Source organism: Streptomyces sp. NPDC033131, from assembly GCF_055578365.1.
The window spans coordinates 1-18,358 of sequence record NZ_JBVIPA010000083.1; the positions used below are offsets into that span (position 1 = coordinate 1).

12 protein-coding genes and 1 pseudogene are annotated in these 18,358 nt (G+C 68.2%); 10 read left to right on the plus strand and 3 right to left on the minus strand.

The features are described from left to right. Positions 1-261 precede the first annotated feature (261 nt). Entirely contained in the window at positions 262-1,134 is an 873-nt protein-coding gene (locus ACZ5XS_RS44590) for a TniQ family protein (RefSeq protein ID WP_468661399.1), read from the minus strand. A gap of 187 nt (positions 1,135-1,321) precedes the next feature. On the opposite strand from ACZ5XS_RS44590, the gene ACZ5XS_RS44595 reads away from it, so the two are divergent. Beyond that, a complete protein-coding gene (locus tag ACZ5XS_RS44595; RefSeq protein ID WP_468661401.1) occupies positions 1,322-1,930 on the plus strand; it encodes a hypothetical protein in 609 nt (202 codons plus the stop codon). Next, on the plus strand, positions 1,924-3,348 hold the full coding sequence (locus tag ACZ5XS_RS44600; RefSeq protein WP_468661403.1) for a hypothetical protein: 1,425 nt from the start codon (positions 1,924-1,926) through the stop codon (positions 3,346-3,348). Before ACZ5XS_RS44595 ends, ACZ5XS_RS44600 begins: the two co-directional genes overlap by 7 nt. A 180-nt stretch (positions 3,349-3,528) precedes the next feature. Here ACZ5XS_RS44600 and ACZ5XS_RS44605 read toward each other — a convergent pair whose 3' ends face one another. Beyond that, positions 3,529-3,981 (minus strand): hypothetical protein, encoded by a 453-nt coding sequence (locus ACZ5XS_RS44605; RefSeq protein ID WP_468661404.1) that lies wholly within the window; start codon positions 3,979-3,981, stop codon positions 3,529-3,531. A gap of 50 nt (positions 3,982-4,031) precedes the next feature. On the opposite strand from ACZ5XS_RS44605, the pseudogene ACZ5XS_RS44610 reads away from it, so the two are divergent. The 4 genes and pseudogenes from ACZ5XS_RS44610 to ACZ5XS_RS44625 form a co-directional block, all read left to right on the plus strand. Beyond that, positions 4,032-4,784, plus strand: a pseudogene (locus ACZ5XS_RS44610) (telomere-associated protein Tap); the annotation flags it as partial. A gap of 12 nt (positions 4,785-4,796) precedes the next feature. Next, the gene (gene tpg, locus ACZ5XS_RS44615) at positions 4,797-5,354 is read left to right on the plus strand and encodes a telomere-protecting terminal protein Tpg (RefSeq protein ID WP_468661406.1); all 558 of its coding nucleotides are present in this window, start codon (positions 4,797-4,799) and stop codon (positions 5,352-5,354) included. Positions 5,355-5,817: 463 nt separating this feature from the next. Next, positions 5,818-7,839, plus strand: coding sequence for a Shedu anti-phage system protein SduA domain-containing protein (locus tag ACZ5XS_RS44620; RefSeq protein ID WP_364987002.1), 2,022 nt, complete (start codon positions 5,818-5,820; stop codon positions 7,837-7,839). A 204-nt stretch (positions 7,840-8,043) separates the two neighbouring features. Continuing rightward, positions 8,044-8,247, plus strand: a complete 204-nt coding sequence (locus tag ACZ5XS_RS44625) for a type 1 glutamine amidotransferase family protein (RefSeq protein WP_436800731.1) — start codon at positions 8,044-8,046, stop codon at positions 8,245-8,247. A 71-nt stretch (positions 8,248-8,318) separates the two neighbouring features. Here ACZ5XS_RS44625 and ACZ5XS_RS44630 read toward each other — a convergent pair whose 3' ends face one another. Next, complete coding sequence (locus tag ACZ5XS_RS44630) at positions 8,319-8,501, minus strand: hypothetical protein (protein WP_364987005.1); 183 nt, start codon at positions 8,499-8,501, stop codon at positions 8,319-8,321. Positions 8,502-8,846: 345 nt separating this feature from the next. On the opposite strand from ACZ5XS_RS44630, the gene ACZ5XS_RS44635 reads away from it, so the two are divergent. The 4 genes from ACZ5XS_RS44635 (at position 8,847) to ACZ5XS_RS44650 (ending at position 15,802) form a co-directional block, all read left to right on the plus strand. Then, complete coding sequence (locus tag ACZ5XS_RS44635; RefSeq protein WP_364987008.1) at positions 8,847-10,157, plus strand: AlbA family DNA-binding domain-containing protein; 1,311 nt, start codon at positions 8,847-8,849, stop codon at positions 10,155-10,157. A 187-nt stretch (positions 10,158-10,344) separates the two neighbouring features. After that, the gene (locus tag ACZ5XS_RS44640) at positions 10,345-11,151 is read left to right on the plus strand and encodes a Hachiman antiphage defense system protein HamA (protein WP_364987011.1); all 807 of its coding nucleotides are present in this window, start codon (positions 10,345-10,347) and stop codon (positions 11,149-11,151) included. After that, positions 11,148-14,741, plus strand: a complete 3,594-nt coding sequence (locus ACZ5XS_RS44645) for a DEAD/DEAH box helicase (RefSeq protein WP_468661410.1) — start codon at positions 11,148-11,150, stop codon at positions 14,739-14,741. Before ACZ5XS_RS44640 ends, ACZ5XS_RS44645 begins: the two co-directional genes overlap by 4 nt. A gap of 737 nt (positions 14,742-15,478) precedes the next feature. Continuing rightward, positions 15,479-15,802: a hypothetical protein gene (locus ACZ5XS_RS44650; protein WP_328430293.1), complete on the plus strand. Its 324-nt coding sequence runs from the start codon at positions 15,479-15,481 to the stop codon at positions 15,800-15,802. Positions 15,803-18,358: the final 2,556 nt, after the last annotated feature.

Sequence of the window (18,358 nt, forward strand, 5' to 3'; positions counted from 1 at the left end):
GGCTCCACACCTACAATCACCACCGCGGACACACCGCGCTCAAAGGCCAACCACCCGCCAGCCGCGTCCACAACCTCACGGGTCAGTACAACTAGCCACACTCCGTTCTCGACGACGGACGCTGACCCCCTGACGGCGGAAAGTGACCACTTGATGATCTTCGTCTGTCTCTGGCCTTGGTGATCAAGGTCAGGAGGGAAGGTGATCCTCGTGGAGGACTGCGCAGAGATCCGTCCGCTGCACCGGCCGAGCAGATGCCGATCAGGACCATCGCACGGCATCTGGGCATCTCGACGGCCGCGGCTTGAGGGCGCCGCTGTCGATCCACGCGAGCTGGGCCATGGCCGGGTCCAGCAGCGCGTCAGCGACGGCCATCACCTCGGGGAAGATGGCCGCGTCCCGCCCCACGATCCGCCACCACTCCAGATCCCTCCCGGCGTTGCCACCGGCGACCTGGTGCAGCCGGTGCGGCCAGATCGTCTCCTGTTCCCGATCAAGGGCCTGCTCCCACCACCGGGCCACCACCGCATGCGCCAGCGCGAACACCCGCTCCGGCTGAGCCCCGGAGCGTAGCGCCCGCCGTGCCACCCCGGTCCACCGCCGCTGCGCCGCGGCCACTTCCGGCACGCCGCGCAGGTCGAGGGTTTCCGGCACCTGGTCGGCGTCCGCGTCCAAGAGCCACCGCTGGTGCCGGGCACACACCCGCTGCCAGCGCGGCGCATACCGCACCACCCGCACCGCCGTCCCGGTGCGCCGGGCGCTGCACAGGCGGCAGCCGAACGCCACCGGCCCGGCGAGTGCGCCGCCGATCCGCCACGCAGCCGCGGGCCCGGCGTCCTGTCCGGCCGGCAGCTTGGCGTCCTCCTGCCCCCAGGACGGCAGCGCCCGCGACAGGGCGTCTTCCTCGACGCCGCACAGGCCTGCCAGGAGCTGCCGTCCGGCTGCGTTCGGCAGCACCTCGGCGTCGGCCCGCGCGCCCCCGCCGTCGTGCCCCGGCGGGTAGTTGCGCCACCGCCAGCACGACCGCAACGCCTTCGCTTCCATCCCGTAGCGGCCTGCGATGCGGCAGATCAGTGAGGAGGTTGTCTCCCCCTGCAGGGGAGCGGTCCGGAGGAGGCCGGGATGATGGGTCACTCCACCACGGTCTCGTGTTCGCCGATCCGGGCGGGCGTTTTCGCAGTAGTCGTCCGGGCCTGGGCCCGTCGTCTGCTTGCTTCCCCAGGCCGTGGGTGGCCCTTTCCTGGAGTCGGCAGGCGTCGGTGTGGCGGGGGATTGGCCATTCGAGCGCATCGTGATGATCCGATCGCACTAAGCTACGCCTGTGGTGGTTGGCGAAGATGCTCAGGTGAAGGGCTTCTCGGGGGCCCGCAGGGCCAAGCAGTGGCTCGAGGGCACGATGCGTATCTTCGGCGCGTACGCGAACACGGACTCGGAGTCCTGCGGTCGTCGGCTGACTCTGCCGTGGCCGTACGGAGGCCGGACGTTCTCCTTCGATCTGGGGGGTGCCATGCGTGGTGACCCCTACCAGAACGACATGTTCTGCGCGGAGGTCAAGAACTACGCGCAACCCAGCGATCAGGGAACCCAGTTCGACGAGTTCCTCGCCAAGTGCTACGTGGCTGCCCAGATCCAGCACCATCTCAGCGACCACTTCATGTGGATCACCTGGGCACCGTTCCGTGCGAATTCCTGGTCCACCCTCAACTCACCCGGGCAGGTGGAGGCTGCGGTCCTTCAGCACAGCAGCCGTGTTTTCGGCACCAGCGACACCGAGGAAGCCCGCAAACTCCTGGACAGCGAACTCGCCCGGTCGGTCGCCGCACGCCTGTGGCTGATCGTGCTCTCGGACAAGCAGGAAACCCTCCTGCCGCTCAAGGACTGGGCAGCCATCGTCGCCGCCGAACTCACCCGCAGAGAGGGCTCGTGGTGAACATTGTCGAGCAGTCGATCTCCCAGGCCATGGACGAGCCCGACGACCGGATGATGTTCACCCGGGTCAAAGACATCGTCGCCTGGCACCTGCGCCGCATGGACCCCCGGGCCACCGTCACCAAGACCGAGTTCTTCAACCACACCCATGTCCCCGACATGGTCTTGGAATGGCCCGACAGGCCCCGCACACCGCGCCGGTTCATCTATCTGCGCACCACATCGGACCAGCGTGAGCTCGAGGACGACCTGCAGCGCCTTCCCCGTGCGGACCGGCCGGTGCTTCTGGCTCTCGGTCAACTGCCTTCCGCCCGGCAGCAAGGAGATCTTCCCCCGCTTCCCGGTAGCAGCACCGCGCTACTCCTCGACGCTTCCGCGCTCGGCGCACTCCAGCCGGCCGATGACTCTCCCGGCATCCCCCATCTGGTGTCCCGCTCCGTTCTCGAAGGCGGCCGCGGCACCCTCGACAAAGCGGCGACCGAGGAGTTCCTGGACACGGTCGTTCAGGGAGCCGAGGCCGCCCGTGCGGGAGAACGCGTTCCCACCCGCGACGCCGTCGACGCCCTCACCGCGCGGATGACCACCGACGTCGCCGACCGGATGTCAGCCTTCCTCGCCGCGCTCTGGCAAGGCGGCGGTTCCACGCTCGCCAGCTTCCCTGCGCCGCAGCGAGGCGTCGGTCATCTCGACGAGACGGCCCTGATGTACCTGCTGGAATCCGAGGACATCACCGACGCCGCGTTCTGGAACCGGGTCGTCCGCATGATCAGCCTCCCCGTCCTGCTGCGCACCCCGGCCGCCGGCACCGGCAATCTTCAGCACCTGATGCGTGAGGCGATCCGGCTCTGGGCCAGCCGCGTCTGCATGATTGTGCCCGGTACGGCCGATGCGGACGTCAGCCCGTGGCGCTGGGCGGTGAAGGCCGGCCAGCTGATCCTGCAGACCCCGCGGTTCCATGTGCTGGTTGCCCAGTCCCGGCGCCAGCTCCCGCCCGGGCAGGAGCACGACCTGCCCCGCCTCGCCGAGGTGAGGAACAGGGCAGACCGCTTCGGCATTCCGTTGACCTCTCTTCGCATGGTCGTAACGGACCGCCACGTCGGATACGGCGGTCCCGGCGACGACATCGCCCACGACGTCCAACTCGATGGCATCAGTGACGCGCTGGGCCAGGCCGAGGGAGTCATCGAGGCCGATGCCCGCATTCCCTCCGGCGAGACTCTCCAGTGCCTGTTCGGCACCGGAACCGCCAGCGTCCGCGGCGCACGTACCCAGGTACCGCTGGACGCCCTCCTCGGCACCACGGCACGCCTCCTCTCCGAGCTCTCGAGCGACGAAGCCGAGAAGATCACCCAGCTCCTCGGCGCCCAAGGTCCACCCCCCGACCAGCCATGGAGTCAGCCCAGCTTCGACGACGTATAGGGCTTCGTTGAAGTGGTGGCCGCTCCGAAACCGGGATGGCCGTCTGAACCGCCCCTGGTACGACGGTGGCCGACTACGCGGGCTCTCCTCCGGGTTGTCCAGGATGGAGCCCAATCTGAGGTTCCACTGCCCAGCCCGGGGCCACAGGCCAGCTGGGCTGTGCAGCAGCGAGCACCTTGTTCACGAAGTGTTCTGGTGTCGACGCAGCCAGTCAGGGTCCCGCACTGGTGTGGCTACTGGGTCAGGCTCAGCTGAGTCCGCGTCTGATACTTGCATCATCCTGTCGAACAGCCAGATGAGGCGGCAGAAGCGTAGTGCCGCGAAGGTCATGGCGAATTCGAAGATGAACCGTGCGGATGCGGGATCCTTGTCTCTGTCGAGTGCGCTCAGCAGCAGGGCGCATACCAGCGCGGTGCCGCGCAGCAGACTGCGCCAGCTTCGCCGTAGACCGACTTGATGGTGACGTCGGACAGCGCGTAGGCGTTCCCCGTTCGCCGCGGTGTAGATGGAGATCGCGATGGCACTCAGTCCGCCGATTGCTGACACCACACCAGCAGCGGCGGCGTACAGGTCAGTTCGCTGCGATGAGTCGATCCATGACAGCCAGTCCCCTGATTCCGTCGTGCGGATCACCAGGATGTGAGCGCAGAGTATGAGCCCTGCTACGAGGTAGTCGATCCAAAGACGCGAGTCTGCTGCCGAGCCCGTTCACGCCCAAGGGCGAGCAACCGGAGGGTCCGGCCTGGTACGCCACGCCGACCGTGGCGTACGCGGTGGAGCTCGGCTACGACGTCACACCGCTCGAGGCGTACGTCCGATACGACAACGGCCGCTACCTGGACGGCTGGTACAACCGGCTCCGCGACGCCTTCCTCGCCACCATGGCCGACCTCGGCGTGCACGCCGACATGGAGCCGGCCGACTTCCTCGCCGCGATGGACAGCTACCGGAGCCGTGACCCCGAGCTGGCGATCGTCGTCTCGGCGATCATGGCAACGGTCAAGGGCGGCCTGGGCAAACTCCGCGAGCGCCCACGCGGCGAGGGCTGGAAACCCGGCGAACCCTGGCGCGCCCTTGCCCGCCCGACCTGGCGGCCGGACATCCGCGCGGCGGTCATCTCCCGCACCCGGATCAACCTCCACCGGAAAATCGTCAAGCATGCGGCGTTCACCGGGCAGTACCCGGTCGCGGTCCTGTCCGACTGCGTCGTCTACGCGGCAGGCGGCACCAGCCCGCTGGACTTCCTGCCCTACCGGGACGGCAAGCCCCTGCCGGGCGGCTTCAAGCTCGGCATCAACCCGGGCCTGGTCAAGCACGAGGGCACCCAGAGCGTCCTGTGGGGCGAGGAGGTCCGCGAGCGGTTCGACGCCCCCGAACTCAACCTCGCCCGGTACATCAAGGACGGCACCGTCACCGACGTCGACAACGGAGAGTAGGAGAAGGCGACGATGACCCTGTTCGGGGACGGCCTGGAAGCCGCGGTGCAGAAGGCGTTCACCCGCCCGGCACCCAAGAGCGCGCCCGCGCAGATGCGGTACCTGGTCAAGCAGCTCAAGGGCACCAAGGCGGTCGCCCAGATGCTGCGGATCTCCCAGCGCACCGTCGAGCGCTACGTGAAAGACCAGATCAAAAAACCCCGCCCGGACCTCGCCGCCCGCCTGGAGCGCGAGGTGAAGGCCCGCTGGCAGCCGCAGATCCGCGCCAAGGCCCGGCAGAAGGCGGCGACCACCGGCGGCATCGTCATCGACACCCGCGCCCGCCTCGGCTACACCGCGCCGATCGGGTCGACGGACCAGGACCGCATCCGCCACCTCACCGTCGCCCTGCCCCCGCAGCACGCCGCCCGCCTCTTTGGCGCCCAGGAACAGGGCGCCACCGAGCAGCGCCTCCAGGAGATCGCCGCCGAGGCACTCAAGGAGGTGTACTTCCAGGATGGCGGCCGCCGCGCCGGAAGCCTGGAAGAGGTCCGGTTCACGGACATCGAGCACCTCGAGTTCGACCTGTAGAAGCCGTTCCCGAGCAGCAGGCGAGCCCAGATCCGGATCAGGTCGTCCAGCCTGAGCGGATCAGCGAGGACGTGCACGGGGATCCATGTGCCGAACTGGAAGCCGTCGGGCCGGGTGAATCCGCGCAGGCGGGCACCGCCGTTGCCGTCGGGGTTGGCTGTCACTCTCACGTCCTGCCGCTGCCCGGTGAGGTCTGCGACGACGGGTTCGAGTGCCTCGCGTAGCCGCCGCGCCGCTCCTCGCATCGCGTGGCGCCGCTCTGCCTGGCTCCGTGGTTGCTCACCGCTGGGCCCTGGGACACCCTGCACCCCTTGCTCCCGCCCACCTGCGGCACTCTGCCTGACGTCTCGTCTGGGAGGGGAAAGTCTCGATCTGCCGGTACCTGGCCGCCCTGCCCTTCATCCTGAGACACATGACGTCCAGTGACCTCGCTTCGGCACACCCGCAGCCATCAATCACATCGGTGACGCGGCACGACATCTTCAACTACCTGCGCGAGATATCGAGCCCCTGGTGGGGGAAACTGGACGAGGTCACGTTCCTGGAGCACCTCTACGACCTGGACCAACCTGCTCCCGAGAGCAGTCGGCTCCCGACTGTCCGCGCTGACATCCAGCAGCACAGAATTAACAACGAAGACGACCTGCCCGACGACTGGATCTTCGAGGACTCCCGGTTGGGGCTCTCCGTCGGACCGGACGAGGTGCTGCTCGCCTTCCTGGCGCGAACCGTCCATCCCGAGGTCGCGGCCGGTGTCGAGGAGGCGATGAAGCAGGTTGAGGAGCTGAACCGGCTGCTGGCACCGGACGGATGGGGTCTGCGTTCATACGAGTTCCTCTCGGGCCGCCCTATCTACACGCCGGTCCGGCTTCCGCCCACGGGACCGCTGGTCCCGCTGCCGCTGAACGACGACGACACGAGCAAGCTCGATCTGGTCCTCGGGCAGACTTACAGCCTCCTGGACTGCGCCGGCGAGGAGCCCGCACGTGACCTGTTGCGCACGGCTGTCCTGACCCTGCGCCGCGACGGCGGCTTCTTCCACCCCATGCCTGGTGACGGTTGGACGGCGGCAACCTACGAGGCGGTCCTGACCGTGGAGCGCGAGCTCCAGCCCACCTGCACCCCGGAGATGAAGGAGGTGATCTGGCGGACACTGGAGCCCCTGCTCAGCCAGCTCGGACGCACCGACGTCCAGGCCCTCGTGGTCGAAGGCGATACCCGGCCGCTGCCCAACATCCCACCGGACTGGCGGACTCAGGCTGCGGCGCCCGCTACCCCCATCGTTCGCGGTCTCCGCATCTCCTTCTCCACGACCGAGTTCGACGTCACCCGCGGGGACTTCGCCGATCTGGAGATCCGTGCCTCGCAGGACAGCAGCGGGTTCCACTATCTCTATGACACCCGCGCACGCCGGATGATCACCGACTTCGTCCTCGACGACCGGCCCCGGGTGGCCACCCTGTGCAGCGTCACCATCATCAAGAAGGGCGACACCTTCACGCCGAGGATCAAGCTGTGGAAGAAGGACAAGAGGAAGGCAGGGGAGGTCTCCGCCACGTATACGGTGCCCGATACCGGGACCACCCGGGCTGTCAAGGCGCTCGTCGACACCGGGGATGTCCACGAGAACTTCTGGAAGGTCATCAACTTCCTCCAGGGTTGTGCGGGGCTGAGCACGCCCGGCGGCTCCCTCCAGCTCGTGGCCGGTGACGAGGGCCAACTGACGCAGCTGCTGGCCGGCCAGGACCGGACGATGGTTCTCGGTGCGGTCAGGACTGCGATCGGCGGCGGGCTCACCGAAGAGGACATCCGGCTGATCAGCAACCGCAGAGAGCAGCTCCAGAGGTTCGAGCGGCTGCTGACCGATCGGGACTACTTCCGGCAGGAGGAGAGCCTGGCAACGACGCGCGGGGCGGAAGCGGTCTGGCAGGCCTTCTTCGAGGCGAACCAGTGGATCTTCGGCTACGGACTCAACCTCATCGCCTGCGAATCCATCGACGACGGCAAGCTGGAACGCATCACCACCGGCGCCAACATTTTCGGCGGAGCCGGGAAACGCATCGACGCCATCATGCGTTCCAAAGGCCTGATCAGCAGCATGCTCTTCTGTGAAATCAAGACCCACGACACGGAGCTGCTCGCCAAGGCTCCGTACCGCGCGGGCGTCTACCAGGCCTCAAAAGAACTGGGCGGCGGCGTGGCGCAGGTGCAGAAGACCGCCAGCAAGGCCCAGCAGCTCATCTCCCGCGAGTTCCTCACCCGCATCTACGACGACGACGGCACCCCGACCGGCGTCGAACTGTCCACTACCCGGCCCCGGCAGGTCGTGGTGATCGGCAGTCTGCGCGAGTTCACTCACGACGGTGCCGTGAACCCGGAGAAGATCAACTCCTTCGAGCTGTACCGGACATCGATCCAGGACATCGAGATCATCACATTCGACGAGCTCTACCAGCGAGCGTGCTTCATCGTCGAAGATCGCTAGGCCGCCCATCTCACCGGCTGTACGCCCGACGAGGTCGACACCGGCGTCGCGCTGGTCACCGAGCTCGGGCCGTTCGGCGCCGGCGGTCGGGCCCTGTACGACCCTCGTCTCGGCGAGCGGAGCCTCTGGGACTGGTCCGGCGACTCTCCCTGCCGCCCCCGGGCCGACTCGCCCAGCAGACCGGCCCGGGGCATGCTGGAAGGCGTGACCAGCGCGCCGATCGTCGTGCACCGGCCCTCACTCTCGGGCGGCCGGAAGGTCACCGTGCACAGCAGCGGCCGGGACGAGATCCTCGGCACCGCCTACAGCGACCACGACCTGGTCGTGTTCCTCGAGGGCGCTGGCGTCGCCGACCCCGAGGCCATCCTGGACGACCCGCAGTGGGTGGCGCGGCGGCCCAGCCCATGAGTTCCACGCCGCCTGACGTCCGAGAGAGGCGGTGGGCCGGGCGCAGCATGGGCACCCGGCCCCACCGCCGGTCAGCCGATCAGCTTGTGCAGCACGGGAACGCTGCCTCCAGCGGCCACCAGGCCCGTCGCGACGGCTGCGGGCACGGACTTGTCGTGGAGGAACATGAGGCCGCCCATGACGAGACCGATGATGACGGCCGCCAGAAACACCACGGCGGCGTGCACCGACAACAGCGGGGCCTCCGAAGGCATCCCTACGTTGGGCGGGCCGGGCGGTTCGGGTCGGGCCGGTATGGGGGAGTGCGGGTTTCCCGAGCCATCGGGAGTCTCCTACGAGGCGGAGGAACAGAGACGGCGGACACCTGTGGTGGTGTCGTCCGCGTGGGGGTGGCGTGCGCCTCGCGGTCGGCGGTCCTGCTGCTCTCTGCCTGAGAGCGTCCCTGCGGGGCTTCTGCGGGACGCGCGCCAGCCCGGCGTACGGCTGCGCGAGCGGCCCGGCGAGCGGCAGGGAAACCCGGAGTGTGGGCCCATACAGCTTCGCTAACTTGACCTGATGACACCTTCGATCCACACACGCCCAGCGGATGGACGGCTCGTATGACATCCGCGGCCTCGCTGTTCGCCTGCCGCCCTGCGGACGTGACCCTGGAGCGGGTTCGCGAGCTGGTTGCCATCGGCCAGCCCGAGAGCCTGACCCTGGAGTACAAGGAGAAATACACCCCCAAGATCCCGACCTCGGTCGCGGCGATGGCCAACAGCTACGGCGGCCTCATCCTGGTAGGCGTCACCGAGCGCAGCGTCGACGACCGAATCATCGGCGTGCCCGAGGACGCGATCGTTCAGATCGTCAGCGGCTGCCATCAGACGCTGGAGCCGCCTTGGGAGCCGGAGATCATCCCGGTTCCCCTGCCTGAGACCGACGGCCGGATGATCCTGGTCGTCCGCGTGGACCCGGCGAAGGCATCCCGCCCGCTTCTGGTCCAAGGCGCCGCTCCGATCCGGCTGCACGGACGCAACGCCCTAGCGGACCGGGCGGGGCTCGCGCGGTTGATCAACGAAGCCGCGCCCCAGGCTGTGGCTGCCGGACTGCGGCTGCCGCCGGCCGACCTGCCCATGGACGACCAGGGGAAGCCGAGCGCCGACTTCCTCGTGCGTACAGGGATGTTCGTTCCGGTGGACGCATCGGCCACCTGGCGCCCGCTGTCGGAGCGCGGCGTGCAGGCATTTGCCGACGCGCTGAACAACTCCCCCCTGCGCCACGCCCTGTTCCGCTGGTGCGCATCGATCGGCGAAGGCGGCATGAACCCCTTCCACCGGTCGGGCTTCAACCGGGCCCGCAAGGTCCGGCTGCTGTGGCAGGGCGGCCTGCACGGAGCGCCGGTCTTCCCGCTGGAGGCCGTGGCCAGGATCGACTTGCCGGACGCCTACGGGGCTGCCGTCTCGCACTTGCAGGTCTCCTTGCAAGTCGTCGCGCGCTTCCGGCACACCCTCGGCCGCGCGGCGCCCCTGTCCATCGCCCGCCTGCACGAGCTGGTCGACGCCCTGACGGCCACGCTGGTCGATGACAAGGTCACCGGAGCGCTCGCCGCTCTGGCGGGTGTCGATCCTCTCGTGATGCCCCAGCCGCTCGGCCTGGACCTTCTCAGCAGCACGGATATGCCGGACCTGCTCGCCGGGAACGGACTGACCTCGGTGCCTGACGCTGGCACATCACGAGGGGCCAACCTGCTCGCCGACCCGGGCGTCGACCAGCGCGACCCTGCAGAGCGCCGTGCCCTCATCGACAGTTGGCTTCAGCAGATCAGCCAGGACGCCGGCCTGCTCGGTATGGAGAAGGTCCTGGAACAGCTCCACAGCACATCCCCTGACCCTCAACCGCGACGTCTTCGCCGCACAGACGCCCTGTAAATGTCCGAGAGGCGGCGGGGCCGGGCAGAGTGTGCCGGCCCGGCGTCCCGCCGCACGGTTCAGCCGATCAGCTTGTGCAGCACGGGAACTTCCAGTGCCAGCATGAAGAACGATGGCACGCGCTGGCCTAGCCTTGGCCCAGGTGCGCTTGCCGACCAGGCGCGGCGCCGGGGGAGGGCAAGGGCGCGTGTTCGACAAGTGGCTCAAGCCGCAGGACGTGGAGCAGCCGGACGGGCTGCTGGAGTACCAGCTGCTCGCCGACGAGGGGCTGATCGAGGACGGCGAGCTTGTCGAACGGCTGGGCCATGAGGTGATGCGTAACTACCTGGCTCCCGGCGAGCTCGCCAATGTCTTCGACGACCTGGGTGCGCCGGAGGTTGCGGGCTACTTGCGGAAGAACAAGCTTCCCGCGGACCGCAAGATCCGGCACGGGGACTTCGGGGAGATCGTCACAGGCGCGCTCTACCGCAGGGTGCGCCGGTGGTGCGTCCCAGTCCTGAAGCTGCGCTACAAGCAGACCCCGGCCCAGGCCGTGCAGGGCACGGACGTGCTGGCGTTCCGCTTCCGTCAGGACCCTCCGGCGATCGCCGTGCCGGAGGTGAAGACTCGCGCCTCCCGGGACAACAGGGTGGGGAACGAGGCGTACGACAGCCTGGAGAAGGTTCTGGACAGGCTGGACGAGAGCCTCCACTTCCTCATGGCGCGCTGCGCTGACCGCGGGCAGGTGTTCCTCGCACGCCGGCTCGGCGCGCTGCTGCGCGAGCCAGGGCGGCGCCGGGTGGAGCGGCACATGCTCTTCGTCCACGACGCCAAGTCGTGGAAAGAGGACATCGTGGCCGGGCTCGGCGCGATGGTGACCCAGCGCACCGAGCTGACCGTCGTCAAGATCGACGATCTCAAGGACTTCGTCGGCCGCGTCTACGAGGCGGCGGAGACGGCCCCCGGCAGCACCAGCAGCGGCAAGGACAACGGAACGGCGGCGGGAACAGCGTGAGGGACGACGACGGGACCGTACGGCGCCTCGGCGACGAGGCACTGTCCACGGGAGAGGCATCCCCGGTTCTGCGCGGCCAGCTGCGCTCCCACGTCCTGGCCGAGCAGATCAGCACCGAAGGGACAGCCGACTACACCTACGACCCCGATGCCCTGCGCCGAGGCCTCTCCCTCGCCCGGCTCGGGCAACTGGCCCGCACTCCGCGCGAGCGCCGCGCGGACCCAGGGCCCCTGCCGGACATCGCCCAGGCCTACGCCGACCTCGCCGCACGGGCGAACGAGCCGGAGACACGGATCGAACTGCTGGCGATCTCGGCGACGATGTGGAGCCTGGCTGGCTACCAGGCCAACGCCACCGCCATCGCCCGCACCTTCCAGCAGGAAGTCGGGGAGCTGTTCACCTACGGGGACATGCCCGACACCGACGGGCTGACCGCAGCCGCCCCGCACCGGATCGCCGAGGCCGCCGGCGCGGTCCTGCGCCGCGACATCGACACCGCCGCTCGGCTCGGCGTCGCCGCAGCGAGCGAACTGCCGCGTCTCGGCCGCGCACTCACCGCCGCGCTCGCCGCGGGCCGGGCCGAGCAGGCGGACCTTGCCGTGGTGGCCGCCTACGGCCTGGTCGGCCGCTCGGCACGCTCCCTGGCCACCTTGTGGCGTACCGGCGACCGCGCGGCCGGGCGCGCCGCGGTTAGCGACCTGAAGCAGGCCGCTGCCATCCTCCTCCAGGCCTCCGTCGTAGACACCTGGACCCTGGTCGACTCCCTCGCCCACGCTGTCGAGGACATCGTCGCGACCTCCCCGTGGCTCCTGCTGCGCCGCGCCTCCAGCTGGTCGAGGACCTGGGAGCGCTATATCAAGGCCCTGATCGTCTCCGACCGCCCGCTCACCCAGGTCTGGCCCTCCCAGCGCACCGCCCTGGACGCCGGACTCCTCGACGCCCGGGCCCACAACTTCACGGTCACCATGCCCACCTCCGCGGGCAAGACCCACATCGCCGAGTGGGCCATCCTCCACGCCCTCGCCGACACCGGTGAGGCCGACGACAGCCCTCTCGGGCTGCTTCTGCGCTTCATGGACCCGCCGCTGGCCGTGTACGTGGTGCCCACCCGCGCGCTCGCCGCCCAGGTCGAACGGCACCTCGCCGCCAGCCTCGAACTCGTCGGCCTGCGCGTCTCCTCCCTCTTCGGCGGCGCCGAACACGTCCGCTACGAGAACCACCTCCTGGACTACACCGACGTCCTCGTCGTCACCACCGAGAAACTCGACCTGCTACTGCGCAACACCCCCGAACTCGCCAGCCGGCTGCGCCTGGTCCTCGTCGACGAAGGACACTCCATCGACCGGTCCGCGCGCGGGCTGCGCCTGGAGATGGTCCTCACCCGGATCCGCCGCACCACCCCGCAGGCGCGGATCGTCCTGCTGTCCGCGGTCCTGCCCAACGGCGAAGACATCGCCCGCTGGCTGGAGCCCACCGCCCACGGCACCAACCACGCGAAGATCGACTGGTCGCCCTCCCAGCTACGCACCGGGATCTTCTCCTGGCAGGGGCAGGAGAAGGACGGACAGACCGGCAGCATCCACTACGGCACCGCCCAAGGCAGAGACTTCTTCGTACCCAAGGTGCTCACCCGCCACCTCGTCCGAAAGCGATTGTCCCCGCGCGACGCCAAGGACGTCGCGGCCGCACTGACGCTGCACTTCGAACGCCTTGGCCCGGTACTGATCTCCACCACCCAGCCCGCCTACGCGCAGGCCGCCGCGCGCGCCCTGCAAACGGCACTGAAGAAGACAGACACCCCCGTGCTCGGCGTGCGGAACCAGCGGGATCAACGCCTGGCGCTCTCGGAGCGAATCGCCGAGCACCTCGGCGAGGAGCACGAACTCACCGTGATGGTGACCCAGGGCATCGCCTACCACCACGGCACGGTCCCGCAGCCCGTCCGGCACCTGCTGGAGCGCGCCTACCGCGACGGCGCACTGCGCGTGCTGTGCGCCACCAGCACCCTCTCCCAGGGCATGAACCTGCCGGTCAAGACTGTGCTGGTGCACAGCACCTGGCGGAACCAAGAGCAGATCGGCGTCCGCGAGTTCTGGAACGCCGCCGGCCGAGCCGGCCGCGCCTTCCAGGAGACCGAGGGCCACGTCGTCCTCATCGCCAAGGACGCCGAGGACGCCCGAAAGCTTCGGCTCCGCTACCTAGACAAGGGCAACATCGAACCGGTCCTGTCCACCATCGGTGCGCTCTACCACCGCCTCGCCATCACGAGACTGGGCGCCCGCCCCGCCCCGGGACAGAACTTGACGGACATCGAACTGCTCGACCCAGAAGAGGAAGAGCTGACCGACTGGGCGCAGGCGCTCGATCTCCAGCTCCTGACGATGCTCGCCGAAGAAGTCGTCGACACCCCCGACCAGCAGCTGCTGGAGGACGCGGCACACGACCTGCTCGCGCACACCCTGGGCGGCCACCAGATCGGCGCCCAGGAGTGGTCCCTCAAGCCGCTCGCCCGGTTCACCGCCCGCCGCGTCGCCGCTCTCGCCCGACAGCTCCCCGACCCGGCCGCCCGCGCGGCGATCCTGCGCACAGGACTGAGCCTGCAAGGCGGCCTCGACGCGATCACCGCCGCCGAGCAACTCGCGAACACCCTCACCGAGCACCCCGGCCTCCTCGCCCCCGCAACATGGCCAGCCCTGCGCGACATCGTCCTGACCGCCGCCACCACGATCCAGGAACTCCGCCGGAGCGCCACTGCCAAGGACCGGCCGATCGGGGCGGTCGTCCCTCTCGCCGGGGACTGGATCGCCGGCTGGACGCTCCAGGAGATCCATAGCCACTACGAGCTGCTCCTTGACGCCAAGGACATCACCGTCACCTCGGACTACATCGACAAGGTGATCGTCCAAGACCTGGCCTGGGCCGTCTCCTCGATCCTGCAGATCCTGGAGACCCGCCACGGCATCACACCCGAAGACTCACTCGCCGCCCTGCCGGCCATGCTCAAGTACGGCGTTGACACCGCCCCTGCCTGCTACGCCGCCAGCCTGGGCATCCACCAGCGCAGCGAGGCAATCGACCTGGCCGCACGCTGCCCTGTCCCCGAGCCGTCCTTCTCCGATTTCACCGGCTGGCTCGGCAACCTCACCACCGACGAGATCACCGCCATCACCACCCCCAGCACCGCGTCCCTGCTCATCCGCAGTGCCGAGCGGCGCAGCCCCCGCACCGTCCAGAAGACCATCCTCAGCGGCCGCGGAACATTCACCACCCCCCTACGCGGCGTCCGGCACACCTACAGCGATGGGTACCTCGCCGACCTGCCCGCGGGAACCGTCCTCGACCTCGTTCGCGATTACGACAACCCGACTGACCCAAACGCCATCCGGGTCGAGCACAACGGCCTCCCTCTTGGCTGGATCGCCAAGGGCACCGCCCGGCCGCTCGCGCTGGCCCTCGACGACCGGCCCGCCCCCTTGGTCACGGCCCTCCTGCACACCGACACCCGGTCCCTCGCTGACACCGCAGGCACCGACCAGCTGGCTGGCTACGATCAGGTTGATCTCACCATCACCATCAGTCCCAGGGCATAGGGTTCGGAACCGTCACACGCATCACCTTGGCCGCCGGACGCCGTCGCAGACAGAGTCCTGATGTCCGCCCCCGCCACACCGCCGTCCGGCTCTGGGCCCGTGCAGATCACCCTGCACGGGCCCGCTGCTTGTCGCTACGACCACCGCATCCCGATCGCGGACAGCTGCTCTGTCCAGGATCGGTTTTTGTGATCGGTTCACGGATGGCTGAGCTGGGCTGATCAGTTCGCGTGTCTGGCTGTGTTCGGGGGGCGGGCTGGGGGAGGTGATCGCTGGGTGGCTGAGGTGTTGGTTGTGGTGGCAGTCTGAGCTGTGGGTTTGTCAGGTATCAGGGTCGTTGATCAGTTGTAGCCTTCTTCTTCTGAGCGTTGGTCACTTTCTCTGATCACGGGTATGTGCCGGGCCGCGTAGTCGGGTGTCGTCGAGATGCCTGGCAGGACGGAGCGAGGGTCCCGCAGCCGGCGCCGGTAGGCGTTGTTACGAAAATGCTCTCTTGCCCTGCTGGAGAGCCTCCCTGCTTATCTCGCCTCTGAGCTGCCAGAATGCGGTTTCGATACCGGGAACCGGTCTTGCTTGGGCTTGTACCTGGCTATGCTCGCCTTGGTGGTGGCACACATGTGCCTGCACCAGACGACCCCGCCTTCTCCGGCGGGGTTTTTTCATGCCTCACGCCGATGGCCCCGACGCGAAGACGCGTCGGGGCCATCGGCGTTTTCGGTCTCGAAGGAGCGAAGCTGATGTCTGACGTCCCGTGGGCAGTTGTGGCGGTGGTGGGGTTGCTCGCCCTGGTCTGTCTGGCCGCGCTTGTCGCCCACGCCGTTCTGGCTGCGTTGGCTATCCGCCGTGCGCGGCTGGAAGATCTGCCGGTCATGCTGGACAGCAGCGGGCGGACGCTTCTGGGGCTCTTCAAGTCGCTGCGGGTGGGAGTCGGGCAGGCTGGCCTCAGTGCGGGACCGGGGGCAGGCCCGCAGGGGCCGGTGGCCGATCCCGCGCTCTCCGGCGGTGCGACGTCGCCGGACAGTACGGCAGTTGCGGAGCCGGGCGGGGGAGGAGCGCAGTGAGGCGAGAACAGTACTGGCCGGACAAGGATCCCGTCAGTCGCCGGATCGGTGATGACGTCCTCGGGCGTGCCCTGCGCAAGGTGTTGCGGGACTCTGAACGGCGACTCCTGCTCGACTATCTGCACGGGGCTCCACTCGTGCAGATGGCCCGACAGTTCGGGTGGACGGTAGAGGGCTTGCAGGAGCTCATCAGGAGCCTGCTGATCAGGCTGCGGGACTCGGAGTTCGGGCCCCAGCTGCGTGAGGAGTTGAGGAGCCGGACGGGTCCGCAGCACTCGGCCCTGGTCTGGGAGGGTGTCAAAGAGGTACCTGTCCATCGGTGCCAGCGTGTCGGCTGTACCGCGCCGCCCTTCGTGCAGAAGGACCGCGGGCGTACGCGCAAGTACTGCAGCGACGCGTGCAAGCAGGCTGCCTACCGCAGTGCGCGGGCTGAGCGGCCCGCCAAGCGCGCAGTAGCTCCCGCAGCGCTGTCCAACCCGTGGTTCAGGGTGGCGCGCCCACGGAAAGGGCGGCGCATGCCCTACCGCTTCCTCGACTACACAGACACTGACGCGGCGTTCCCTGACATTCAGGACGTCAAGCGGGCCATGCCGGAAAGCAGCGAGGACAGCGAGTACTTCCGATGGAAGCTGTCTGAGTGGATGCCTTCGCAGGGTCGGCCGGAGGGTCTGGGGACGCAGGGGGTCGGTGCCAAGGCTGCCGAGGGCATGGAGAGGATCGGCTTTTGGGTGGTGGACGGCAACGGCAGGATGGGCGCGTTGCGGGATTTGCGCACAGTCATTCCTGCAGGGGATCTGCGACGGACTGCGCGGCCCGACGGCTCAGCGTGGCCGGAGCTTGCTGCGCTCGATTCACTGTTCAGAAAGAGGGGCAGCCGGCGCGTGCGTGGCTCCGCTCGTGGAGCCGCCCCCTCTGAACCGCGGCGTGCGCCGACTTTCCCAAGCGGTCACAGGCGCTCTCGCCGGAGGCGGGCGTCAAGCCTGTCTTACCCCTTGCCAGTCGTCTCGTCAGTGCCGAACAACCCTGGGTACTGCCCGCGCTGGAACCGGTCCCGAGAGCGCCGGCAGCAGGCCGCGCGGCCGATAGCGCGGAAGGCCAACACGCCTACGTCTACGCGCGCCCAACTCGGCTAGAGCGGTGAGTAGGCGGCGGTGAGCCTAGCGCGCCTGCTGTTGCTGTTCGACAGGAACCGTCGTGCGGTGCGCCTGGTGGCGTCGTATCTGGACTCACGGCCCCGGCCGCATGACTGCATGCGGTCGGCTGTGGGTGGCAATCAGCGGAAAGGCTGTCCTGGAAGCTCGTGCGGATGTGCTCCGCCGACCCTTCCGTACCAGCCGATTTGCCAGAAGCAAGGTTTTCGGGATAGGTTGCCGCCACTTTAAAGCTTGACACATGCAAGGTTTGAGGGGAGGGTGGGATATGACTGATCGGATGGACGTGCTCCTCGCAGCGCTGGACCGTCAGGGATTTAAGAGTCACCAGAGTGCTCAGGGCTCGTGGCGGTTCTCCCGGAACGGCACTGCAGTTCTGGCCGGTCCCGAGCCGGAGACGCCGGGGCAGTGGATCGACCTGATCGTGCAGCTGCGCAGGGCGGGCTTGGTCTTCCCGGATGAGGACTAGGCCCAGGTGCAGGCGGGGGCCAGAAGGCCAGGCCCCCGCCCCGTCCATCCGAGCACTGCCAGATGAACCGGATAGAGGAGGAGAGGAGAAGGAAATGGGACAAGAGTGGCGGGCATCCGTAACTGTGGGCGCTGTGGGCACCTTCAGGGATGAGCAGTTCGAAGAGCTACGCCGGTACTGCGCTGGCGTCGTCAGGCACGAGGCTGATACTGAGCTCCTCTACCTGGTATGGCGTCTGGTAGCACCCAGCTTGTCGGAAGCCACGCAAGAGGCTCTCGAGGCCGCAACTGAAGGCCTCAGCGCTGCGCTAGGCCAAAGGCCTCGGCTGACGGACCTGCGAGTGGTCACTGCTGAGCAGGCAAACGCTGAGCGAGATCATCCGAAGGAACAGGACCTCATGGGGTACCGGGAAGCTGCTGCGGAGTTGGGCGTTACCCGCCAGAGGGTGGCTCAACTGGACGGCAGCCATCCGGACTTCCCACGCCCCATTGGCCGCATTGGTGCTGGTCCCGTCTTCACCGCCGATTCCATTCGGTCTTTCGCCACGAGGTGGGACCGTAGCCCGGGACGGCGGAGGGAAACCGTGACATCTGCTCATTGAGTAAGCAGGGCCCCACTGGCTCTTGGCCTTCATTAGCCAGTGGGGCCCTGCTTCTCGCCGTGGATGTGTTCTTCATTGAAGTGGCACTACGCCTTGATGGCGGTTCTGGAGAGCTGCTTGGGCGCCGCGGAGGCGAATCGGCTGCTTCAATACAGGACTGTGGGCAGGGTGTCTGGCTGGGGCGATAGCTCTGCGCCGAGGCAGCCTTGGTTGCCCTTGCCCCGCTTCAGCAGCGCTCTGAGTGGGCGGTTCGTGAGTCTATGAGCGGTTCTGGTGTCGCCTGATGGTGTGGGCGAAGCCGGAACGTTCCGGTCCGGTGCCGGTGGCCTGCTGGG